The following is a 19517-nucleotide window of genomic DNA, read 5'->3' on the forward strand; positions in this document are numbered from 1 at the left end:
TACCTAACTTAGCATTGCCTTAGCGGATCGGCCGAGATGCCGAGGCGGCAGGATCGTGGTGGTACGCGCACATCAATGAAGGAGACTGTCGTGTCGGCGAACAGCTTCGACGCCCGCAGCACGCTGCAGGTGGGCGACGAGTCGTACGAGATCTTCCGGCTGGACAAGGTGGAGGGCTCCGCTCGCCTGCCGTACAGCCTCAAGGTCCTGCTGGAGAACCTGCTCCGCACGGAGGACGGCGCGAACATCACCGCCGACCACATCCGCGCCCTCGGCGGCTGGGACTCGCAGGCCCAGCCCAGCCAGGAGATCCAGTTCACGCCGGCCCGCGTGATCATGCAGGACTTCACCGGCGTTCCCTGTGTCGTGGACCTCGCGACCATGCGTGAGGCCGTCAAGGAACTGGGCGGCGACCCCGCGAAGGTCAACCCGCTCTCCCCGGCCGAGCTGGTCATCGACCACTCCGTCATCGCCGACAAGTTCGGCACGAACGACGCGTTCGCGCAGAACGTCGAGCTGGAGTACGGCCGCAACCGCGAGCGCTACCAGTTCCTGCGCTGGGGCCAGACCGCGTTCGACGACTTCAAGGTCGTCCCGCCGGGCACCGGCATCGTCCACCAGGTGAACATCGAGCACCTGGCCCGCACCGTCATGGTCCGGAACGGCCAGGCCTACCCCGACACCCTCGTCGGCACCGACTCCCACACCACCATGGTCAACGGCCTCGGTGTGCTCGGCTGGGGCGTCGGCGGCATCGAGGCCGAGGCCGCGATGCTCGGCCAGCCGGTCTCCATGCTCATCCCGCGCGTGGTCGGCTTCAAGCTGACCGGCGAGCTGCCCACCGGCACCACCGCCACCGACCTGGTGCTCACCATCACCGAGATGCTCCGCAAGCACGGTGTGGTCGGCAAGTTCGTCGAGTTCTACGGCGAGGGCGTCGCCGCCACCTCGCTGGCCAACCGCGCCACCATCGGCAACATGTCGCCGGAGTTCGGCTCGACCGCCGCGATCTTCCCGATCGACGACGAGACCATCAAGTACCTCAAGCTCACCGGCCGCTCCGAGCAGCAGCTCGCGCTCGTCGAGGCGTACGCCAAGCAGCAGGGCCTCTGGCTGGACCCGAAGGCCGAGCCGGACTTCTCCGAGAAGCTGGAGCTCGACCTCTCCACGGTCGTCCCCTCCATCGCCGGCCCGAAGCGCCCGCAGGACCGCATCGTCCTCGCGAACGCCGCCGAGCAGTTCAAGCAGGACGTCCGCAACTACGTCGACGACGTCGACGAGTCGGGCAAGGAGTCCTTCCCGGCCTCCGACGCCCCGGCCGTCGCCCCGAACGGCGCCCCGTCCAACCCGGTCACCGTGACCGCCCCCGACGGCTCGACGTACGAGATCGACCACGGCGCGGTGACGGTCGCGGCCATCACCTCCTGCACCAACACCTCGAACCCGTACGTCATGGTCGCCGCCGCGCTCGTCGCGAAGAAGGCCGTGGAGAAGGGCCTGACCCGCAAGCCCTGGGTCAAGACCACCCTCGCCCCGGGCTCCAAGGTCGTCACCGACTACTTCGACAAGGCGGGCCTGACCCCCTACCTCGACAAGGTCGGCTTCAACCTCGTCGGCTACGGCTGCACCACCTGCATCGGCAACTCCGGCCCGCTGCCGGAGGAGGTCTCCAAGGCGGTCAACGACCACGACCTCGCGGTCACCTCGGTCCTCTCCGGCAACCGCAACTTCGAGGGCCGGATCAACCCCGACGTCAAGATGAACTACCTGGCCTCCCCGCCGCTGGTCGTCGCGTACGCCATCGCGGGCTCCATGAAGGTGGACATCACCAAGGACGCCCTGGGCACCGACCAGGACGGCAACCCGGTCTACCTGAAGGACATCTGGCCCTCCGAGGCCGAGGTCAACGACGTCGTGGCGAACGCCATCGGCGAGGACATGTTCAACAAGTCCTACTCCGACGTCTTCGCGGGCGACGCCCAGTGGCAGGCGCTGCCGATCCCGACCGGCAACACCTTCGAGTGGGACGCCGAGTCGACCTACGTGCGCAAGCCCCCGTACTTCGAGGGCATGACGATGGAGACCACCCCGGTCTCCGACATCACCGGCGCCCGGGTCCTGGCCAAGCTGGGCGACTCGGTGACCACCGACCACATCTCGCCCGCCGGCGCCATCAAGGCCGACACCCCGGCCGGCCAGTACCTCACCGAGCACGGTGTGGAGCGTCGTGACTTCAACTCCTACGGCTCCCGCCGAGGCAACCACGAGGTCATGATCCGCGGCACGTTCGCCAACATCCGCCTGCGCAACCAGATCGCGCCGGGCACCGAGGGCGGCTACACCCGCGACTTCACCCAGGCCGACGCGCCGGTGTCGTTCATCTACGACGCCTCCCGCAACTACATCGAGCAGGGCATCCCGCTGGTCGTCCTGGCCGGCAAGGAGTACGGCTCCGGCTCGTCCCGCGACTGGGCGGCCAAGGGCACGGCCCTCCTCGGCGTCAAGGCCGTCATCGCCGAGTCCTACGAGCGCATCCACCGCTCGAACCTCATCGGCATGGGCGTCCTGCCGCTGCAGTTCCCCGAGGGCGCCTCGGCGCAGTCCCTCGGCCTGACCGGCGAGGAGACCTTCTCCATCACCGGCGTCACCGAGCTGAACGAGGGCACCACCCCGAGCACGGTGAAGGTCACCACCGACACGGGCGTCGAGTTCGACGCGGTCGTCCGCATCGACACCCCCGGTGAGGCCGACTACTACCGCAACGGCGGCATCATGCAGTACGTGCTGCGCAGCCTGATCCGCAAGTAAGCGGTCCGGCAGGGCAGTTGAGCACCGGAAGGGCCGTATCCCCGTATGTCGGGGGTGCGGCCCTTCCGCCGTATCCGCCCGATGTCATCACCCACCCTCAGGCTGAACACAGGGTTCCGACAGTGGACCGGGACAGTATCGAGACATGTCAGGCACCCTGGGGATCCACACCGGCCGCGTCCGCGGGCCCGTCGTCGACGCGCCGGCCCGCACCGACGCGGCCGTCACCCGGCCTGCCGGGGGGCGCAGATGACCGCCCGCCCGCGCGGCCGCTCCCTGCGCACGCGCCTGCTGCTCTTCGTCACCGCCACCCTGGTCGCCGTGTGCGCCGCGATGGCCGGCACCACGGCGTACCTTCAGCGCGCCTCTCTCATGGGCGAGTTGGACGAACGGGTCGGCGACGAGGTCGTCCGCAGCCTGGGCGGGGCCGAGCTGTACCCGGACGACCGGACGGGGCTGTCCTTCCTCAGCGAGAACGGCCATCCCGCCGGGATGCTCGCCGCCCGGCTGGACGCGGACGGCGGCATCCTCTCGGCGGCCGTCGTCCGCCGGGACGCCCCACCGCAGAACCTGACCGCGGACCAGCGCGCCGCCCTGCGGGGCATCGCGACCGACGGGTCCGAGCACACCCGTACGGTGCCCGGACTCGGCGTCTACCGGATCGCCGCCGCGCGGTCGGGCGACGTACGCGTCCTGGCGGGACTGCCGATGGGCGACGTCCGGGACACGATCGGCGCACTGGTGGCCGCCGAGGCCGCGGTGGCGGCGGCCGGTCTGGTGGTCGCGGGCGGCGTCTGCGCGGTGGTCATACGGCGGCAACTGCGCCCCCTGGGCCGGGTCGCCGCCACCGCCGCCGCGGTCACCCGCATCCCGCTGGACCACGGCGAGGTCGCCGGCCTGACCCGGGTCCCCGTCCGGGACGCCGACTCCGGCAGCGAGGCCGGCCAGGTCGCCGCGGCCCTCAACCGGATGATCGACCATGTGGAGACCTCCCTCGCCGAGCGGCAGCGCAGCGAGGAACGGATGCGGCGCTTCCTGGCCGACGCCAGCCATGAACTGCGCACGCCGCTCGCCTCCATCGCCGGTTACGCGGAGCTGATGAACCGCGGCACGGACCGGGTCGAGCCGGTGCTGGCCTGGCGGACGGTGTCGGCGGAGTCGGCGCGGATGACGGGGCTGGTGGAGGACCTGCTGCTGCTGGCCCGGCTGGACGGCGGGCGCCCCCTGGAGCGGGCCGAGGTCGATCTCGCGGCCGTCGCCGCCGAGGCGGTGTGGCAGGCCCGGGCGTCGGACGACGGCCACCACCACTGGCGGCTCGCGCTGCACCTCGACGAGGTGCCCGCCCTCGTCGTCGGCGACCGGACGAGGCTCCAGCAGGCCCTGGCCAACCTCCTGGCCAACGCCCGCACGCACACGCCCGCCGGCACCACGGTGGTGGTCGAGGTCGAGGCGACGGGGGAGCGGTGCGTGGTGCGCGTACGGGACGACGGACCGGGAATCCCGCCCGAACTGCTGCCCACGGTCTTCGACCCCTTCACCCGGGCCGGCCACTCCCGGACCCGCCCCCCGGGAACGACGGGCGGCTCCGGCCTGGGCCTGACGGTCACGGCAGCCGTCGTCTCGGCACACGGAGGGGCCATCGACGTGGAGAGCACCCCGGGCCGAACGGAGTTCACCGTCCGACTCCCGGCGGCCGAGACCGCTTTGGCGAGGCATCCCTCCGCCTCCGGTCACGTCCTGCACTGAGCGCGTCCGCACGGCCGGGCTCCGCCGGGACCGAAGACGGACCCTGGAAGAGCCCTCGGCCCTACCCTGGCGTCGTGACGGCCATCGACCTCCTCCACCGCGCCCTGCACGACGACGGTGATCCGCCGCTGCGTCCTCTCGGTGATCAAGTAGAGGGCCTGCTGAGGGAGTTGGACGCGCCACCTCGTCTCGCGGCTCATCTGCGGGCCGTGCACGACGTCGGGTGCCGGCTCGTCGACTGGATGGCGCGCGAGCATCCGGCGGTCCCGCTCGACGCCGGCGCCGTGCTGTTCGGAGCCGCGACGCACGACATCGGCAAGACGCTGCACCCCGAGGAACTGTCCGGTCCCGGTTCCGCCCACGAGGCCGCCGGCCGCGCACTGCTCCTCGCGCGTGGCGTCGAACCCGCGCTGGCTCGTTTCGCCGCCGGTCACGCGGACTGGAACCGGCCGGACATCACCCTCGAGGACCTGCTGGTGAGCGTCGCCGACAAGATCTGGAAGGGCAGGCGGGTCCAGGAGCTGGAGGACCTGGTCGTCGCACGGCTCGCGGCGGCGAGCGGACGGGCGGTGTGGGAGGAGTTCCTGGCCTTCGACGACGTGCTCACCGCCCTCGGCCGGGACGCCGACGGCCGACTGGCCTTCCAGGCGGCCTATCCGGTGCGGCAGCCGCGCTGAGACGCCCGAGGGAAGCCGTCGGCGCGTCGGCTGCGACAGTGCCGTATTCGAGTGGCGTGCCGCGTCAGCCGTTTACAAGACGGCCCCGCAGCGCTAACTTCCCCCACAGGCAGGGTGGGAGCGCTCCCATGAGGGCGGTGGACCGGAACCCGTCGCCCTCGGGCCGCTCCCACCCCGCTCGGCAGCTCACGCGCACCCTCCGCACCTGCGCGGACCTCGCCCCTGCCCCGCCCCCCGCACTCGTGCCACCCCCCACACCACCCGCACCCGCACCGCACCTCGCGCCGTACGGCCGTACCCGAAGGATGTTGCCTGTCATGATCCTGTCACTCCCCAGATCGGGCCGATTAGCGTCCTCGTCCCGCACCCGGGCCCTCTTCCTCGTCCTGGTCTCCCTGCTCGCCACGCTTCCGGCCCTCGCCCTCGTCGTCACGGCGGGCGGGAGGGCCGAGGCCCACGGCACGCCCATGAAGCCCGGCAGCCGTACCTTCCTGTGCTGGCAGGACGCCCTCACCGACACCGGTGAGATCAAGCCCGTCAACCCGGCCTGCAAAGCGGCCCAGCAGGTCAGCGGCACCACGCCGTTCTACAACTGGTTCTCCGTGCTGCGCTCCGACGGCGCCGGCCGCACCCGTGGCTTCGTGCCGGACGGCCAGCTCTGCAGCGGCGGCAACCCCAACTTCACCGGCTTCAACCTTCCGCGCAGCGACTGGCCCCTCACCCACCTCACCTCGGGCGCGACCGTCGACTTCTCCTACAACGCCTGGGCGGCGCACCCTGGTTGGTTCTACGTCTACGTCACCAAGGACGGCTTCGACCCGACCAAGCCGCTCACCTGGAACGACCTCGAGGACAAGCCCTTCCTCACGATCGACCACCCGCCGCTGAACGGCACCCCGGGTACGGTCGAGGCCAACTACTCCTGGTCCGGCAAGCTGCCCGAGGGCAAGTCCGGGCGCCACATCGTCTACATGGTCTGGCAGCGCTCGGACAGCGCGGAGACCTTCTACTCCTGCTCCGACGTCGTCTTCGACGGCGGCCACGGCGAGGTGACCGGCATCCACGACCCGGGCAACCCCACCGACCCCGTCCCGGGCACCTGCTCGGCCACCCGTAAGTCCACGGGGAGTTGGAGCGGCGGCTACCAGTCCGAGGTCACCGTCACCAACACCGGTGACGTCCCCATGCTGGGCTGGATGGTCGACTTCGCGCTGCCGGGCGGTCAGTCGGTGGCGAGCCTGTGGAACGGCAACGCGACCTACACCGGCCAGGACGTGATGGTCCACAACGCCGACTGGAACGGATCGCTGAGCCCGGGGCAGAGCACGACCTTCGGCTACGTCGTCCAGGGCGACGGCGGTGATACGAGGACGACCCTTCCCTGCCAGGTCGGCTGACCCGGCCGGCGTTCGGACTCGGGGCGGACCCGGTGGCGGCATGGCGCTCCACCGGGTCCGCGAGCCGGGCAGGCCGGGGGAGTACCTGTCCGGGTGGTGCTGGCTTGTGGCGATGCCGCGGTGCGACGACAACGTTGTCTATTGGTCTGCACATGACTTTACCGCGTCAACCGACAACGCTGTCAATCGAGTTGGCCTGCCCGGTTGATCCGTACGGATGCCTTCGCGGTGTGCCCCGGCCGGCTGACGCGCTCTTCCGTGGTACGCGTGACGCACGCTACTGTCCCTGCGGCTTGTGCGACCTGTGGTGCGCGACCCGTCCGAAGGAGGAGGGGCCGCGTCATGCGTTTGCGTCCTACGTCCCTGCTGCTGGCCGCCGTCCTGGCGGTCACCGGTGCCACGCCCGCCCTGGCGGCCACCGCGGCACCCCCCGACCTGCTCAAGGACCCCACCCCGTACGTCGATCCCCTCATCGGCACCAAGAACGGCGGCGACGTCTTCCCCGGCGCCGTCACCCCCTTCGGCATGTTCTCCTTCAGCCCGGAGAACACCAGAGGCGACGCCACCCGGACGGCGGCGCCGGGCGGCTACCAGTACGACGCCACCCGCATCAGAGGCTTCAGCCTCACCCACATGTCGGGCACGGGCTGCGCGGGCGGCAGCGGGGACATCCCGTTCTTCCCCTATGCCGGTGAGGTCACCTCGTCGCCCGCGAGCGACACCAAGGACGCCGTCTACGCCTCCGACTTCCGCCACACCGACGAGACGGCCGAGCCCGGCCACTACAAGGTCGGCCTCGCCTCGGGCGTCACCGCCGACCTCACGGCCACGGCCCGCACCGGCTCGGCCCGCTTCACCTACCCCGCGGACAAACCGGCCTCCCTGCTCATCCGCACCGCCAACTCCGAGGTGGGCTCCGCCGATTCCTCGGTCACCATCGACCCGAAGACCCGTACCGTCTCCGGCTCGGTGACCTCCGGGAACTTCTGCGGCTATCTCGACCCCGAAGGCCAACGCGCCTACTACACGCTGTACTTCACCGCCCGCTTCGACCGCGCCTTCAAGACGACCGGCACCTGGCAGGACGACACGCTGACCCCGGGCTCGACCTCGGCCTCCGGCGGCACCGGCGGCTTCTCCCACGGCGGGCGGCCCGTCGCCGGCAAGGGGGCGGGCGGCTATGTCGAGTTCGCCCCGGGCGACGGCCCCGTCGGAGTCAAGGTCGGCATCTCCTACGTCAGCCGGGCGGGCGCCGAGGCGAACCTCGCCGCCGAGAACCCGCCGCACCGCTCCTTCGACGCGGTGCGGGACGCGGCCCGCCGGGCCTGGCGCGACCGGCTCGACGCCATCCTCGTCGGCGGCGGCACCGACGAGGAGCGCACCACCTTCTACACCGCGCTCTACCACTCCCTGCTGCACCCGAACGTCATCAGCGACGCCGACCGCCGCTACCGCGGCAGCGACGGCGAGGTGCACACCGTCGGCGGCGGCCACCGGGCGCAGTACGGCACCTTCTCCGGCTGGGACGTCTACCGCGACCAGGTGCAGCTGCTCACCCTCCTCGACCCGCGGACCGGCTCCGACATCGCCCAGTCGCTGTACGAGCTCGCCGGGCAGAACGGCGGCGTTTGGGACCGCTGGCTGCACGGCGCGAGCGGCACCCACGTCATGAACGGCGACCCGTCCCCGACCGCCCTCGCCGGCATCCGCGCCTTCGGCGGCACGGACTTCGACCTGCGCGGCGCGCTGAAGTCCCTGGTGCGGGCGGCCACCGTGCCGACCGCGCAGGACCTGTCCGCGGCCGGCAAGCCCGTCCTGTCGGCCGGCCAGCGGCCTTCGCTCGACAAGTACCTGAAGCTGCACTACATGCCGTCCGTGTCCAACGCCTGGGGCGGCGCCGCGGAGACCCTGGAGATGTCCGGCGCCGACTTCTCGCTGTCCCAACTCGCCGCCGCGGCAGGGGAGAAGGACACGGCGGCGGCCTTCGCCGGGCGGGCGCAGTGGTGGCAGAACAACTTCAACGTCGCCGCCGACCCCACCGGCGGCTACATCGCCAACCGCAAGGCGGACGGCAGCTGGGTCACCGGCTTCACCCCGTCCACCGGCAACGGCTTCGTCGAGGGGACGGCCGCCCAGTACACCTGGATGGTCCAGCACGACCCGGCCGGGCTCTTCGCGGCGATGGGCGGCAGGGACGAGGCGCTGACCCGGCTCGACGCCTTCTTCCATGACGGCGACGGCGGTTGGGCCTTCACCGGCAGCGGCGGCGACAAGTCCGAACTGGACAACGAACCGTCGATCAACGTGCCCTACCTGTACGACTACGCGGGCGCCCCGTACAAGGCGCAGGAGACTGTCCGCGCGGCGATGAGGCAGCTGTGGTCCACCGAGCCCGGTGGCATCCCCGGCAACGACGACCTCGGCGCGATGTCCGCCTGGTACGTCTTCTCCGCCCTCGGCATGTACCCCCAGGTCCCCTCGCGCGCCGAACTCGTCCTGGCCTCACCGCTGTTCCCGCGCATCGAGATCGACCGCCCGCACGGCAACGACATCTCCGTCCGCGCGACGGGTGCCGCCGCCGACGCGCCGTACGTCACCTCGCTGAAGGTCGACGGCCGCACCAGCGGGCGGCCCTGGCTCCCGGCGTCCTTCGTCCGGGACGGCGGGCGGCTGGACTTCACGCTCTCCGGTACGCCGGACAGGACCTGGGGCGGCGACCCGTCCGACGCGCCGCCCTCCTTCCGCGCGGGCGAGCAGCCGTACCAGATCGGCGTCGGTCCGACCACGGCGACCTTCGCACCGGGCGGGAGCGCGAAGGTCGGCATCCGCGCGCTGTCGATGAGCGGTGGCGCGGGCCCCGAGGTGCGGTTCACGGTCGAGACGCCGGACGGGATCAGCGCCACGCCCGCGCACGGCACGGTCGCCGACGGGAAGCAGGAGATCACCCTCGCCGCGGCGGCGGACACCGAGCAGGGTTTCTACGACGCCAAGGTCACCGTGACCTCGCAGGGCACCTCCTACGAGCAGCCCGTCGCGCTGACCGTCGCGGCCCCCGGCACCCTGCTCGCCGCCTACGACAACACCGGCGTCTCCGACGACCAGGGCGACCACGACGAGGCCGACTACGACGGCGGCGGCTGGAGCTACTCCCGCCAGGCCCTCGCCGCGGCCGGGCTCGCCCCGGGCGGGCAGGGCACGGTGCAGGGTCTCGCCTTCACCTGGCCCGCCTCGCCGAGCGGCCGCCGGGACAACGTCTCCGCCGACGGGCAGACCGTCCGACTCGGCGACGGCGTGCACACGTTGTCCTTCGTCGGCAGTGCCGTCAACGGCAACCAGCGGACCGAGGCCACCGTCACCTACTCCGACGGCGGCACCGACACCGTCGACCTGTCCTTCACGGACTGGACCGTCGGCGGAGGCGGCGGCACCGTCCAGTACGGCAACGAGGTCGTCGCCAGGACCGCGTACCGCAATGTCGCCGGCGCCGACAAGGACCCGGTGGCGACGTACGTCTTCGCCACCAAGCCCTTCACGGCACCGGAGGGGAGGACCATCGCGAGCGTGAAGCTGCCGCGGAACGCGGACCTGCACGTGTTCACCCTCGCGACCGGCTGACCTCCGGCAGGGCGGCCGGCCAGTCGAGCTGGCGGCGCACGTGCACCGCGTCGCCGCCCTCGTGGCCGTTGCAGGGACAGGCGCGGATCTCCTTGCGGGGGTCCGCGCCGCTCAGTTCCGCATACCGGTTGAAGGCCGCGTACGCCCCGCTCGGCGGGCACACCGTGTCGCGCAGGCCGACTCCGCAGTGGGCCGGGGCGTGGGCACGGCGCGCGAAGGAGATCCCCTCCACGTAGGAGAGGGTGCGGTACGCGGCGGTCTCCGCGCCGCGGTGGACGGCGAGGTAGGCCGCGATCTCGCCGCACGGACCGGCGTCGGCTTCCTCCTGTGGGGTGCCCACGCGCTCGTGCTGACCTCGCTGTTCCCCTTCCGTGCCCGCGACACCGCCCGCCTCGCCGCCTCCTTCCTCCTCCGGCACGGCGGGGCCACCCTCGCCGCGGCCTCCCTGCTCGTGCTCACCGCCGCACTGACCGCCCTGCTGGCCGCCCCGCTGCTGCTCTCCCTGCTGTACGGCAGCCGCCGCGTGATCGCCGAGACCCGGGAGGACTTCACCGCATGACCCAAGGAGGGCACGGCCCTGACCCTCGACCCGTTCGGCGCGGCGGTCCTGCGCCTTCACCAGATGGTGCGCCCCCGCTCGTCCGGCACCCCGGACTTGCGGAAGAAGTAGCTGTTGACCTGGTCCCGCCACTCGCGGGCGCTGCGGAGCTGCTCCTCGTACCGCTCCGCCACCCGCGCGTGCCGGGCCGGTGCCACACGGCCCTTCAGCGAGGCCCACACGGCCATCGCCGCCTCCACCTGCGCCACGCCCTCGAAGTGCGTGTCGTAGATGTGCTGGATCACGGTCCTGCCGCTCTTCAGGACATGTCCGTAGGGCACGTGGTGGAAGAACAGCAGCAGCTCGTCGGGGCAGGTCTCCGGCGACTCGTACGTCTCGGCCCACGGCGCCGCGTACTGCCCCGCGAACCCCGTCCCGGTGGCGGTGCTGCGGTCCACGCCGACCCCGTCCCGGTCGGCGAAGTGGTAGGTGCCCCACGGGCTGTACTCGTACCCGTCGACACTCGGCCCGTAATGATGCCCCGGCTGCACCATGAACCCCACGCCGAGGGGCGCGGTGTACTTCTCGTACGTGCGCCATGAGCCGTCCAGCACCGCGTGCAGCTCCTTCACCGGGCCGTCGGCGCCGAACGTGAGCGCGATCCACTCGTCCAGGACCGCGCCCGGGTCCGCCTCCGGCCGCCAGGCCAGCCGTCCGAACGTGTACAGGTTGGCCTGGGCGAGGGGATGCCCGGTCCAGAAGGGATCGTCGCCGACGTTGGAGACGGCCACCAGCTCCTCGAACCCGCGCCCGGCCGCCGGGCCGAACCGCAGCACCTCGCTCCACATCGGCCCCAGCCAGCACACATGGCGCTGCTGCCCGGTGTACTCCTGTGTGGCCTGGAGTTCCACCGCGAGCCGGGTGCGCGGCATCGCACCGATCAGCGGCGACACCGGCTCCCGCACCTGGAAGTCCATCGGCCCGTGCTTCACCTGGAGCACCGCGTTCGCCGCGAACCGCCCGTCCAGCGGCAGGAAATGGTCGTACGCGGCCCGTGCCCGGTCCGTCGTCCGGTCCCGCCAGTCCTGGCGGTGGTCGTAGACGAAGGCCCGCCAGTGGACCGTGCCGCCGTGCGGCGCGAGGGCCGCGGCCAGCATGGTCGCGCCGTCCGCGTGCGTGCGGCCGTAGGCGAACGGCCCCGGCTGCCCCTCGCTGTCGGCCTTCACGACGTATCCGCCGAAGTCGGGGATCGCCTCGTACACCCGCTCCGTCGCCGCCGCCCACCACGCCCGCACGCCCGCGTCGAGGGGGTCCGCCGTGTCCAGCCGGCCGAGCACGATCGGCGCGGCGAAGGTGACCGACAGATGCGTCCGGATGCCGTACGGCCTCAACGCGGCCGCGATGTCGGCGACTTCACCGATCCGGTCGGTCAGCAGCCGTGCCTCGGTCGCGTGCACGTTGACGTTGTTCACGGCCACGGCGTTGATCCCGCAGGACGCCAGCAGCCTGCCGTACGCCCGTACCCGCTCGAACTCCCCGCGCGCCCGGCCGTCCGCCCAGAACAGCGACCCGCCCGCGTACCCCCGCTCCACCTGGCCCATGACCGGGTGCACGGCCACGTTGTCCCAGTGGTCCAGCATCCGCAGCGCCGGCGCCGGCCGGTGCTCCTCCGGCGGCCGCTCGCCGCGGAACGCCGCCTGGCCGAGCCGTACGACGTGGAAGAAGCCGTACAGCAGCCCGCGGCCGCCGGACGCCGTGACGGTCGTGCGTCCGTCACGGCGTCCGAGGGTGAACGCCTCGCTTCCGTCGTCGCCCGTGGCCTCCAGGACGAGTTCGGGGTCGTCCTCCACGAGAGCGCCGCCGAAGCGGGCGCAGGCCTCCGCCACCTCCCCGTGCACCGTCTCCACCAGCGGGCCCGGTCCCCGGACCAGCACCCGCCGGCCGCCGACCGGCCGGAACGCCTCCTCGGGCAGCCAGGCCGGATCGACGCCCTCGGGCAGGACGGGCACGGGAAGCGGCATCAGACCCCCAACGCGACTGCTCAGGCGAGCAGTTCGACCTCCGAGACGGTCGCCTGGCCGTCGAACACCAGACGGTACTTCCCGTACGTACCCGGGGTTCCCACGGTGAACGCGCGGGTCTGCCGGTCCCAGCGGAAGGGTTCGTCCGACCGCTTGTCGATCGTCTTCCAGGTGGTGCCGCCGTCGTCCGAGGCCTGGAGGGTCCAGCCGGTCGGCGCCTTGGTGTGGTCGGCGGAGGAGGTCACCGTGTACTGGACGCCCTTCACCGGTTCGGAGACCGGCAGATCGACGCTCGTCACGGTGGCGTCCGTGGCCGACGTGTTGTCGAACAGCGCGCCGTCACCCTTCAGCACGTCCGCCCGCGGCGCCGGCACCTTGTCGTCCTGGGTGATCGACACGGGAGCGGCGCTCTTGCCCGTGCCCCACGACGACGGCTTCGCGCCCATGGCGAACTCCAGCGTCCCGCCCTTGGCCAGCAGCGAGTGGGGGAGCGAAGTCGACGTCCAGGCACGGCCGTTGACCTTCAGGCCCTGGACGTAGACGTTGTCCACGCTGTTGCGCGGCGCCTTCACGACCAGGTCCCGGCCGTTCTCCAGATGGACGGTCGCCTTCTTGAACAGCGGGGAGCCGACGGCGTACTCGCCGCCGCCCATCACCAGCGGGTAGAAGCCGAGCGCGGAGAACAGGTACCAGGCCGACTGCTCGCCGTTGTCCTCGTCGCCGTGGTAGCCCTGCCCGATCTCGCTGCCGACGTACAGCCGCGACAGCGCCTCGCGGACGTTCCGCTGCGCCTTCCAGGGCTGGCCGGCCGCGTCGTACATGTAGATGACGTGGTGGGCGACCTGGTTGGAGTGGCCGTACATGCCCATCCGGACGTCCCGCGCCTCGGTCATCTCGTGGATGACGCCGCCGTAGGAGCCGACGTACTCGGGGGCGGCCGTCTCCGGGGTGGAGAAGTACGCGTCGAGCTTGTCCGCGAGCTTGCCGCGGCCGCCGTAGAGGTTGGCCAGGCCCCGGCTGTCCTGCGGGGCGGTGAAGGCGTAGCCCCAGCCGTTGGTCTCCGTGTAGTCGTAACCCCACACGCGCGGGTCGTACTTCGCGGAGTCCACGCGCCAGTCGCCCTTGGCGTCCCTGCCCTGGAAGAACCCGGCCTTGGAGTCGAAGAGGTTCACGTAGTCCTGGGCGCGGTTGAGGAAGTACTGCGACTCCTCCTGGTAGTGCTTCTCGCCCGTCTTCTCGTACAGGGCCCGGCCCATCCGCGCGATGCCGTAGTCGTTGACGTAGCCCTCCATCGCCCACGACAGGCCCTCGTGCGTGTCGGTGCTCGTGTAGCCGAGGAACGGCGAGGTCGCCATGCCCTTGCGGCCCACGCCCGAGGCCGGGGGCACCACGGTGGCGTTCTTCACGGCCGCGTCGTACGCCGCCTTCGCGTCGAACTTCACGCCCTTGACGTACGCGTCGGCGAAGGCCACGTCCGAGGAGGTGCCGGTCATCAGGTCCGCGTAGCCGGGCGAGGACCAGCGGGAGGTCCAGCCGCCGTCCTTGTACTGCTGCACGAACCCGTCGACCATCTCGCCCGCCTGGGAGGGCGTGAGGAAGGAGTACGCCGGCCAGGTGGTCCGGTAGGTGTCCCAGAAGCCGTTGTTGACGTACACCTTGCCGTCCACGATCTTCGCGCCGGTGTGGGTCGGGGTGTCCGGCCCGGGCATCGGCGAGAACGGCGAGGCGTACTGGTCCTTCGAACCCACCCTCTCGAAGCCGGAGTTGGGGTACAGGTAGAGCCGGTACATGCTGGAGTACAGCGTGGTCAGCTGGTCCGGCGTCGCCCCCTCGACCTCCACCTTGCCCAGCAGCCGGTCCCAGACCTGCCGGGCGCGGTTCTTCACCGTGTCGAAGGAGGTGCCGTCCGGGATCTCCTGGCGGAGGTTGTCCTTGGCCTGGTCGATGCTGATGAGCGAGGTGGCCAGGCGCAGGGTCACGGTGTGGTCGTCACCGGCGTCGAAGCGCAGGTAGCCCTTGACGCCGCTGGAGGAGCCGTCGGTCGCCTTCTTGTCGAACACGCCGTAGACGAACAACCGGGTCGCCCCCGTCGACAGCCCGGACTTCACGTCCGAGTAGCCGGTGACGATCCCGTTGTCCTTGTCCAGCGTCAGCCCGGCCTGCTCGGTGACGTTGTCGAAGACCACGCTCGCGTCGTCGCCGGGATAGGTGAAGCGCAGCGCCGCCGCGTGGTCGGTCGGGGCCATCTCGGCCTTCAGCCCGTTCTCGAACCGCACCCCGTAGTAGTACGGCCGCGCGGTCTCGTTCTCGTGCCGGAACGCCAGCTCACGCGCCTCCCGCCCGGTGTCCGGGGTGCCCGGCTGCGCGGACGGCATCAGCTGGAAGGTCTGCCGGTCGCCCATCCACGGGCTCGGCTCGTGGCTCGCGCTGAACGCCTGGATCGTCGGCAGGTTGTCGTCGTTGTTGGCCCGCGCGTAGTCGTACAGCCAGCTCAGCGAGGACGCGTTGGTCACCGGCGTCCAGAAGTTGAAGCCGTGCGGCAGCGCGGTCGCGGGGAAGTTGTTGCCGCGTGAGAAGCTGCCGCTGGAGTTGGTGCCGCGCGTGGTGAGGGCGTAGTCGGCGAGGTGCGCCTTCGGCTTCCCGGGCGCCACCTGACGCAGCGCGATGTCGTCCAGCCAGCCCCGGAACTTCGCCGGGCCCTTCGCGGAGTCGTACGCCACCAGTATCCGGTCGACCGTCTTGCCGGCCGCGACCGACCCGATCCGGGAGGCGACGTCGTTCCACTGGTTGACGTACAGCACCTTCGCGGCGCCCTGCCCCCGCGGCGAGAGCGCGAACCCGTGCCGGTCCGTCGCGCCGAGGTCGCTGAGGTAGGTGCCGTCGGTGAACGCCAGGTCCACCGCCACGTTCGTGGCGTCGTAGTCCCGGTCGCCGTCCGCCATCGACGGGTAGATCCGGTACGACAGCTCGGTGTCCCGGCCGACGGCCACGTTCACGTCGAAGACCTTGTTGTACGAGTACGCCCGGCCGTCGGCCGTGTGCCGGCCGGCGTAACGCAGGGCCCTCTTTCCGGTGAACCCGGCCGCCGCCTTGGCCGTGGGTGAACCGGCGGGCCCGTGGTCGACCAGCGACAGCATGTCCTGCGGCACCGGGCCGCCGCCCCCGCCCGTGGACAGCTGCAGATCGGCGAGCTGCAGGATGTCGGCGCCGTTGTTCCTGGTGATGTCCAGCCGGTAGTGCTGGTACTCGGCCGGCTCCGCGAGGTCGTAGGACTTCGTCTGGAACCGTTCGGAGAAGGTCTCGCCGGCGCGGGAGTCGAGGGTCTTCCAGTCCTTGCCGTCGGTGGAGCCCTGCAGGGTCCAGTCCCGCGGGTCGCGCTCGTCGTAGTCGTTGGCCGAGGTGAGGGCGTACGTCACGATCTTCATGGGCTTGTCGAGGTCGAACTCGGCCCAGCCGGTCGGCTCGAACGTCAGCCACTTGGTGACCGCCTCGCCGTCGGCGAGGTTCTCCTTCACCTCGCCGCCGCCGGTGTTCTCGGCGCTCGCGCGGACGTCCGTGACATGGTCGTTGACATTGCCCGGAATGCCGCTGCTGTAGCCGCCGTCGACGCCCGAGGCCCGCTTGGCGCCGTCCGCACCGGTGTCGACCGTGTTCAGCCAGTCCGGGGCCGGATCGCCCGTCTCGAACGACGACGCGAACTCCCGGTCGGCCTTGGCAGGAGCGCCGGGCAGCGCGACCGCCGCCCCCTGCGAGCCCACCGCCATGACAAAGGCGGTCGTGATCACGACCGCCGGTCCGTATCTGTGCCGAGCTCTGTGCCGCATACGCCAGCACCCTCCCTGTCTTGTGGCACGCACTGGACAACGTTGTCAACTTCGACGCGCAAGGACCAGTAGTGGGTCAAGTGGCCAGTGATGTCAAGGGTGTTGCCTGCGGCATTCGGGGCTTATGTCGCGGACTTTTCCGGCATGCGGCGCACAGGGCGCTCATATTTCCGCGAGGTCTCAACTCGGAAAAGACCCATGGCCAACCTTGCATTCGATCTTGCTCCGTTGGCGGGAAGTGGACTATACCTGTCGGCGATTCACACGATCCGTACTTTGCTGTCCGCACTTCCTGCACGACCCTGCTTGACCTGACCGCGGTGCCGGGGAGGATCCGGTTCACCGCCTGAGTCCTGGAGAAGGCGAGGACTTGAGCATGGGATCCACTTCCGGCGAGAACGAGAACAACGGCACCGCGGGCGTCGGCCGCCGCGATCTGATCAGGCGTTCGGCCGCACTCGGACTGATCTCCGTACCGGCCATGGGCTTTCTGTCCGCATGCGCGAGCGGCGGCGGGAGCGACGACAACTCGAGCGGCAATGACCAGGGCAAGACGTCCAAGTCCAATCCCTTCGGCGCCAAGAAGGGCACCAAGCTCGACGTCGTCATCTTCAAGGGCGGTTACGGCGACGACTACGCCAAGGCCTGGGAGGCGGACTTCGCCAAGGACCCCGGCATCACCTCCACCCACACCGGCACCCAGGAGATCACCGGCAAGCTCCAGCCCCGCTTCAACGCCGGGAACCCGCCGGACATCGTCGACGACTCCGGCGCCCAGCAGATCAAGGTCGACGTCCTGTACAAGAACGGCCAGCTCCTCGACCTCGCCCCGGTCCTCGACGCGCCGTCGGTGGACGACCCGGGCAAGAAGGTCCGGGACATGCTCATCCCCGGCACCCTCGACCCGGGCATCCAGGAGGGCAAGGTCGTCGCCCTCAACTACATCTACACGGTGTGGGGCCTGTGGTACTCCGGCAAGCTCTTCAAGGACAAGGGCTGGGAGCCGCCCAAGACCTGGGACGACTTCATCAAGGTCTGCCAGGCGGCCAAGAAGGACGGCATCGGGGGCCTCGCCCACCAGGGCAAGTACCCGTACTACATCAATGTCGCCATCATGGACATGATCGCCAAGAAGGGCGGCCTCGACGCCGTCAAGGCGATCGACAACCTCGACCCGAAGGCGTTCGTCGGCTCCGACGCGGCGCAGGCGGGCGTCGAGGCGATCTACGAGGTCGTGGAGAAGGGCCTGCTGATGCCGGGCACCAACGGCCTGACCCACACCGAGTCGCAGACCCGCTGGAACCAGTACAAGGCCGCCTTCATCACCTGCGGCTCCTGGCTGGAGAACGAGCAGCTGAAGCAGACGCCGGCCGACTTCGACATGAAGTTCCTGCCGATGCCCCTGCTGCCCGGCAGCAAGATGCCCTTCGAGGCGATCCGGGCCGGCTCCGGCGAGCCCTTCATCATCCCCGCCAAGGCCAAGAACCTCCCCGGCGCCAAGGAGTTCATGCGCCACATGCTCTCCAAGGAGTGGTCGACGCTCTTCGCCAAGGAGGCCAACTCGCTCACCATCCTCAAGGACGGCGTCGACGCGAGCGTGAAGCTGCGGCCCGGCACGCAGTCCACGGTCGAGGCGTCGAAGGCGGCCGGTGACAACACCTTCCGCTACCTGTACCCGGACTGGTACAGCGAGATGGACACCGCCATCCAGAACGCCTCCAACGAGCTCATGGCCAAGCGCATCCAGCCGAAGGAATGGCTGAAGCGCTGTCAGGCGGCCGTCGACAAGCAGGCGAAGGACCCGGCCTCCAAGAAGAACCGGCACGAGTAGTTCAGGGGGACGCCGTGGGGACTGCGCGTCGTAGGGTGGCCGCGGATCGTCCGTGGCTTGTCGCGCAGTTCCCCGCGCCCCTTTTCGGGGCGCCGCACAGACCGGAATGTCAGGGGCAGGTATGCGCAAAGGGCAGTACAGGTTCGTAGCGGGGTTTCTCTTCATTCCCGTGTTGCTCTACGTGGTCTTCGTGATCTGGCCGTACATCCAGACGTTCGGCTATTCGCTGACGGACTGGAAGGGGCAGTCGCAGACCTTCAATTTCGTCGGGCTGGACAACTACAAGGCGTTGTTCCAGGACGACGTCTTCATGGCGGCCATCTGGCACAACCTGCAGTTCCTGGTCTTCATCCCGGTGATCACGATCCTGCTCGCCCTGTTCTTCGCCTTCATGCTGAACGCGGGCGGACGCAGCAGGGCCGGCGGGGTCCAGGGCGTCGCCGGATCGAAGTTCTACAAGGTGGTCTACTTCTTCCCGCAGGTGCTGTCGCTGGCCATTCTCGCCGTGCTGTTCAACGCGGTGTACCGCAGTGACGGCGGCGGCCTGCTCAACGGCTTCCTGATCAAAATCCATCTCGTCGACCCCAACAATCCCATCGAATGGCTCAATGAGCCGAACGTGGTGCTGTGGGCGCTGATGGTCGCCGTCATCTGGCAGGGCGTCGGCTTCTACCTGGTGCTGTTCTCGGCGGCCATGCAGTCCATTCCGAAGGACATCTACGAGGCCGCCCTCATCGACGGCGCCAACCGCAACCAGTCGTTCTTCCGCATCACCCTGCCGCTGCTGTGGGACACCGTGCAGACGGCCTGGGTGTACCTCGGCATCATCGCGATGGACATGTTCGTCCTGGTCTCCTCGATGACCCAGAACATGGGCGCCTACGGCGGCGGACCCGACCACCACAGCGACGTCATGGCGACCGTGATGATGCGCAACTTCCTCTACTACGGCAAGAGCGGCTACGCCTGCGCCATGGGCGTGATCATGCTGCTGCTCACCCTGGTCCTGTCCGTCTTCACGCTGCGCGTCACCCGCCGCGAGCGCATCGAGTTCTGAGCG

9 protein-coding genes and 2 pseudogenes are annotated in these 19517 nt (G+C 70.2%); 8 read left to right on the top strand and 3 right to left on the bottom strand.

Going from position 1 to position 19517, the window contains the following annotated elements; translation table 11 throughout:
• The first annotated feature begins 90 nt into the window (after positions 1-90).
• From acnA to M8J74_RS24470, 5 genes are all read left to right on the top strand, one after another.
• A complete protein-coding gene (gene acnA, locus M8J74_RS24450; protein ID WP_308406094.1) occupies positions 91-2808 on the top strand; it encodes an aconitate hydratase AcnA in 2718 nt (905 codons plus the stop codon).
• 249 nt (positions 2809-3057) lie between these two features.
• Entirely contained in the window at positions 3058-4554 is a 1497-nt protein-coding gene (locus tag M8J74_RS24455; protein ID WP_249838511.1) for a sensor histidine kinase, read from the top strand.
• A gap of 74 nt (positions 4555-4628) precedes the next feature.
• Positions 4629-5231: an HD domain-containing protein gene (locus tag M8J74_RS24460; RefSeq protein ID WP_249838512.1), complete on the top strand. Its 603-nt coding sequence runs from the start codon at positions 4629-4631 to the stop codon at positions 5229-5231.
• Between the two features lie 317 nt (positions 5232-5548).
• Entirely contained in the window at positions 5549-6628 is a 1080-nt protein-coding gene (locus M8J74_RS24465) for a lytic polysaccharide monooxygenase (protein ID WP_249838513.1), read from the top strand.
• Positions 6629-6970: 342 nt separating this feature from the next.
• Positions 6971-10243: a GH92 family glycosyl hydrolase gene (locus M8J74_RS24470; protein WP_249838514.1), complete on the top strand. Its 3273-nt coding sequence runs from the start codon at positions 6971-6973 to the stop codon at positions 10241-10243.
• Here M8J74_RS24470 and M8J74_RS24475 read toward each other — a convergent pair.
• Positions 10224-10559: pseudogene (locus M8J74_RS24475) on the bottom strand (acetylxylan esterase); the annotation flags it as partial. The gene M8J74_RS24470 and the pseudogene M8J74_RS24475 overlap by 20 nt on opposite strands.
• On the opposite strand from M8J74_RS24475, the pseudogene M8J74_RS24480 reads away from it, so the two are divergent.
• Positions 10539-10802, top strand: a pseudogene (locus M8J74_RS24480) (hypothetical protein); the annotation flags it as partial. The pseudogenes M8J74_RS24475 and M8J74_RS24480 overlap by 21 nt on opposite strands.
• 56 nt (positions 10803-10858) lie before the next feature.
• Here M8J74_RS24480 and M8J74_RS24485 read toward each other — a convergent pair.
• Both M8J74_RS24485 and M8J74_RS24490 read right to left on the bottom strand, forming a co-directional pair.
• Complete coding sequence (locus M8J74_RS24485) at positions 10859-12802, bottom strand: alpha-glucuronidase (protein WP_249838515.1); 1944 nt, start codon at positions 12800-12802, stop codon at positions 10859-10861.
• A 20-nt stretch (positions 12803-12822) separates the two neighbouring features.
• Positions 12823-16626 (bottom strand): GH92 family glycosyl hydrolase, encoded by a 3804-nt coding sequence (locus tag M8J74_RS24490; protein WP_249838516.1) that lies wholly within the window; start codon positions 16624-16626, stop codon positions 12823-12825.
• A gap of 376 nt (positions 16627-17002) precedes the next feature.
• Here M8J74_RS24490 and ngcE point away from each other — a divergent pair, with 376 nt between their 5' ends.
• Together ngcE and M8J74_RS24500 are read left to right on the top strand one after the other, a co-directional pair.
• Positions 17003-18457, top strand: a complete 1455-nt coding sequence (gene ngcE / locus M8J74_RS24495; RefSeq protein WP_249838517.1) for an N-acetylglucosamine/diacetylchitobiose ABC transporter substrate-binding protein — start codon at positions 17003-17005, stop codon at positions 18455-18457.
• 121 nt (positions 18458-18578) lie between these two features.
• Entirely contained in the window at positions 18579-19514 is a 936-nt protein-coding gene (locus M8J74_RS24500; protein WP_249838518.1) for a carbohydrate ABC transporter permease, read from the top strand.
• The last annotated feature ends 3 nt before the right edge of the window (positions 19515-19517 follow it).

Origin of the sequence: Streptomyces panaciradicis, assembly GCF_023516615.1 — a bacterium.
Taxonomy (GTDB): domain Bacteria; phylum Actinomycetota; class Actinomycetes; order Streptomycetales; family Streptomycetaceae; genus Streptomyces; species Streptomyces panaciradicis.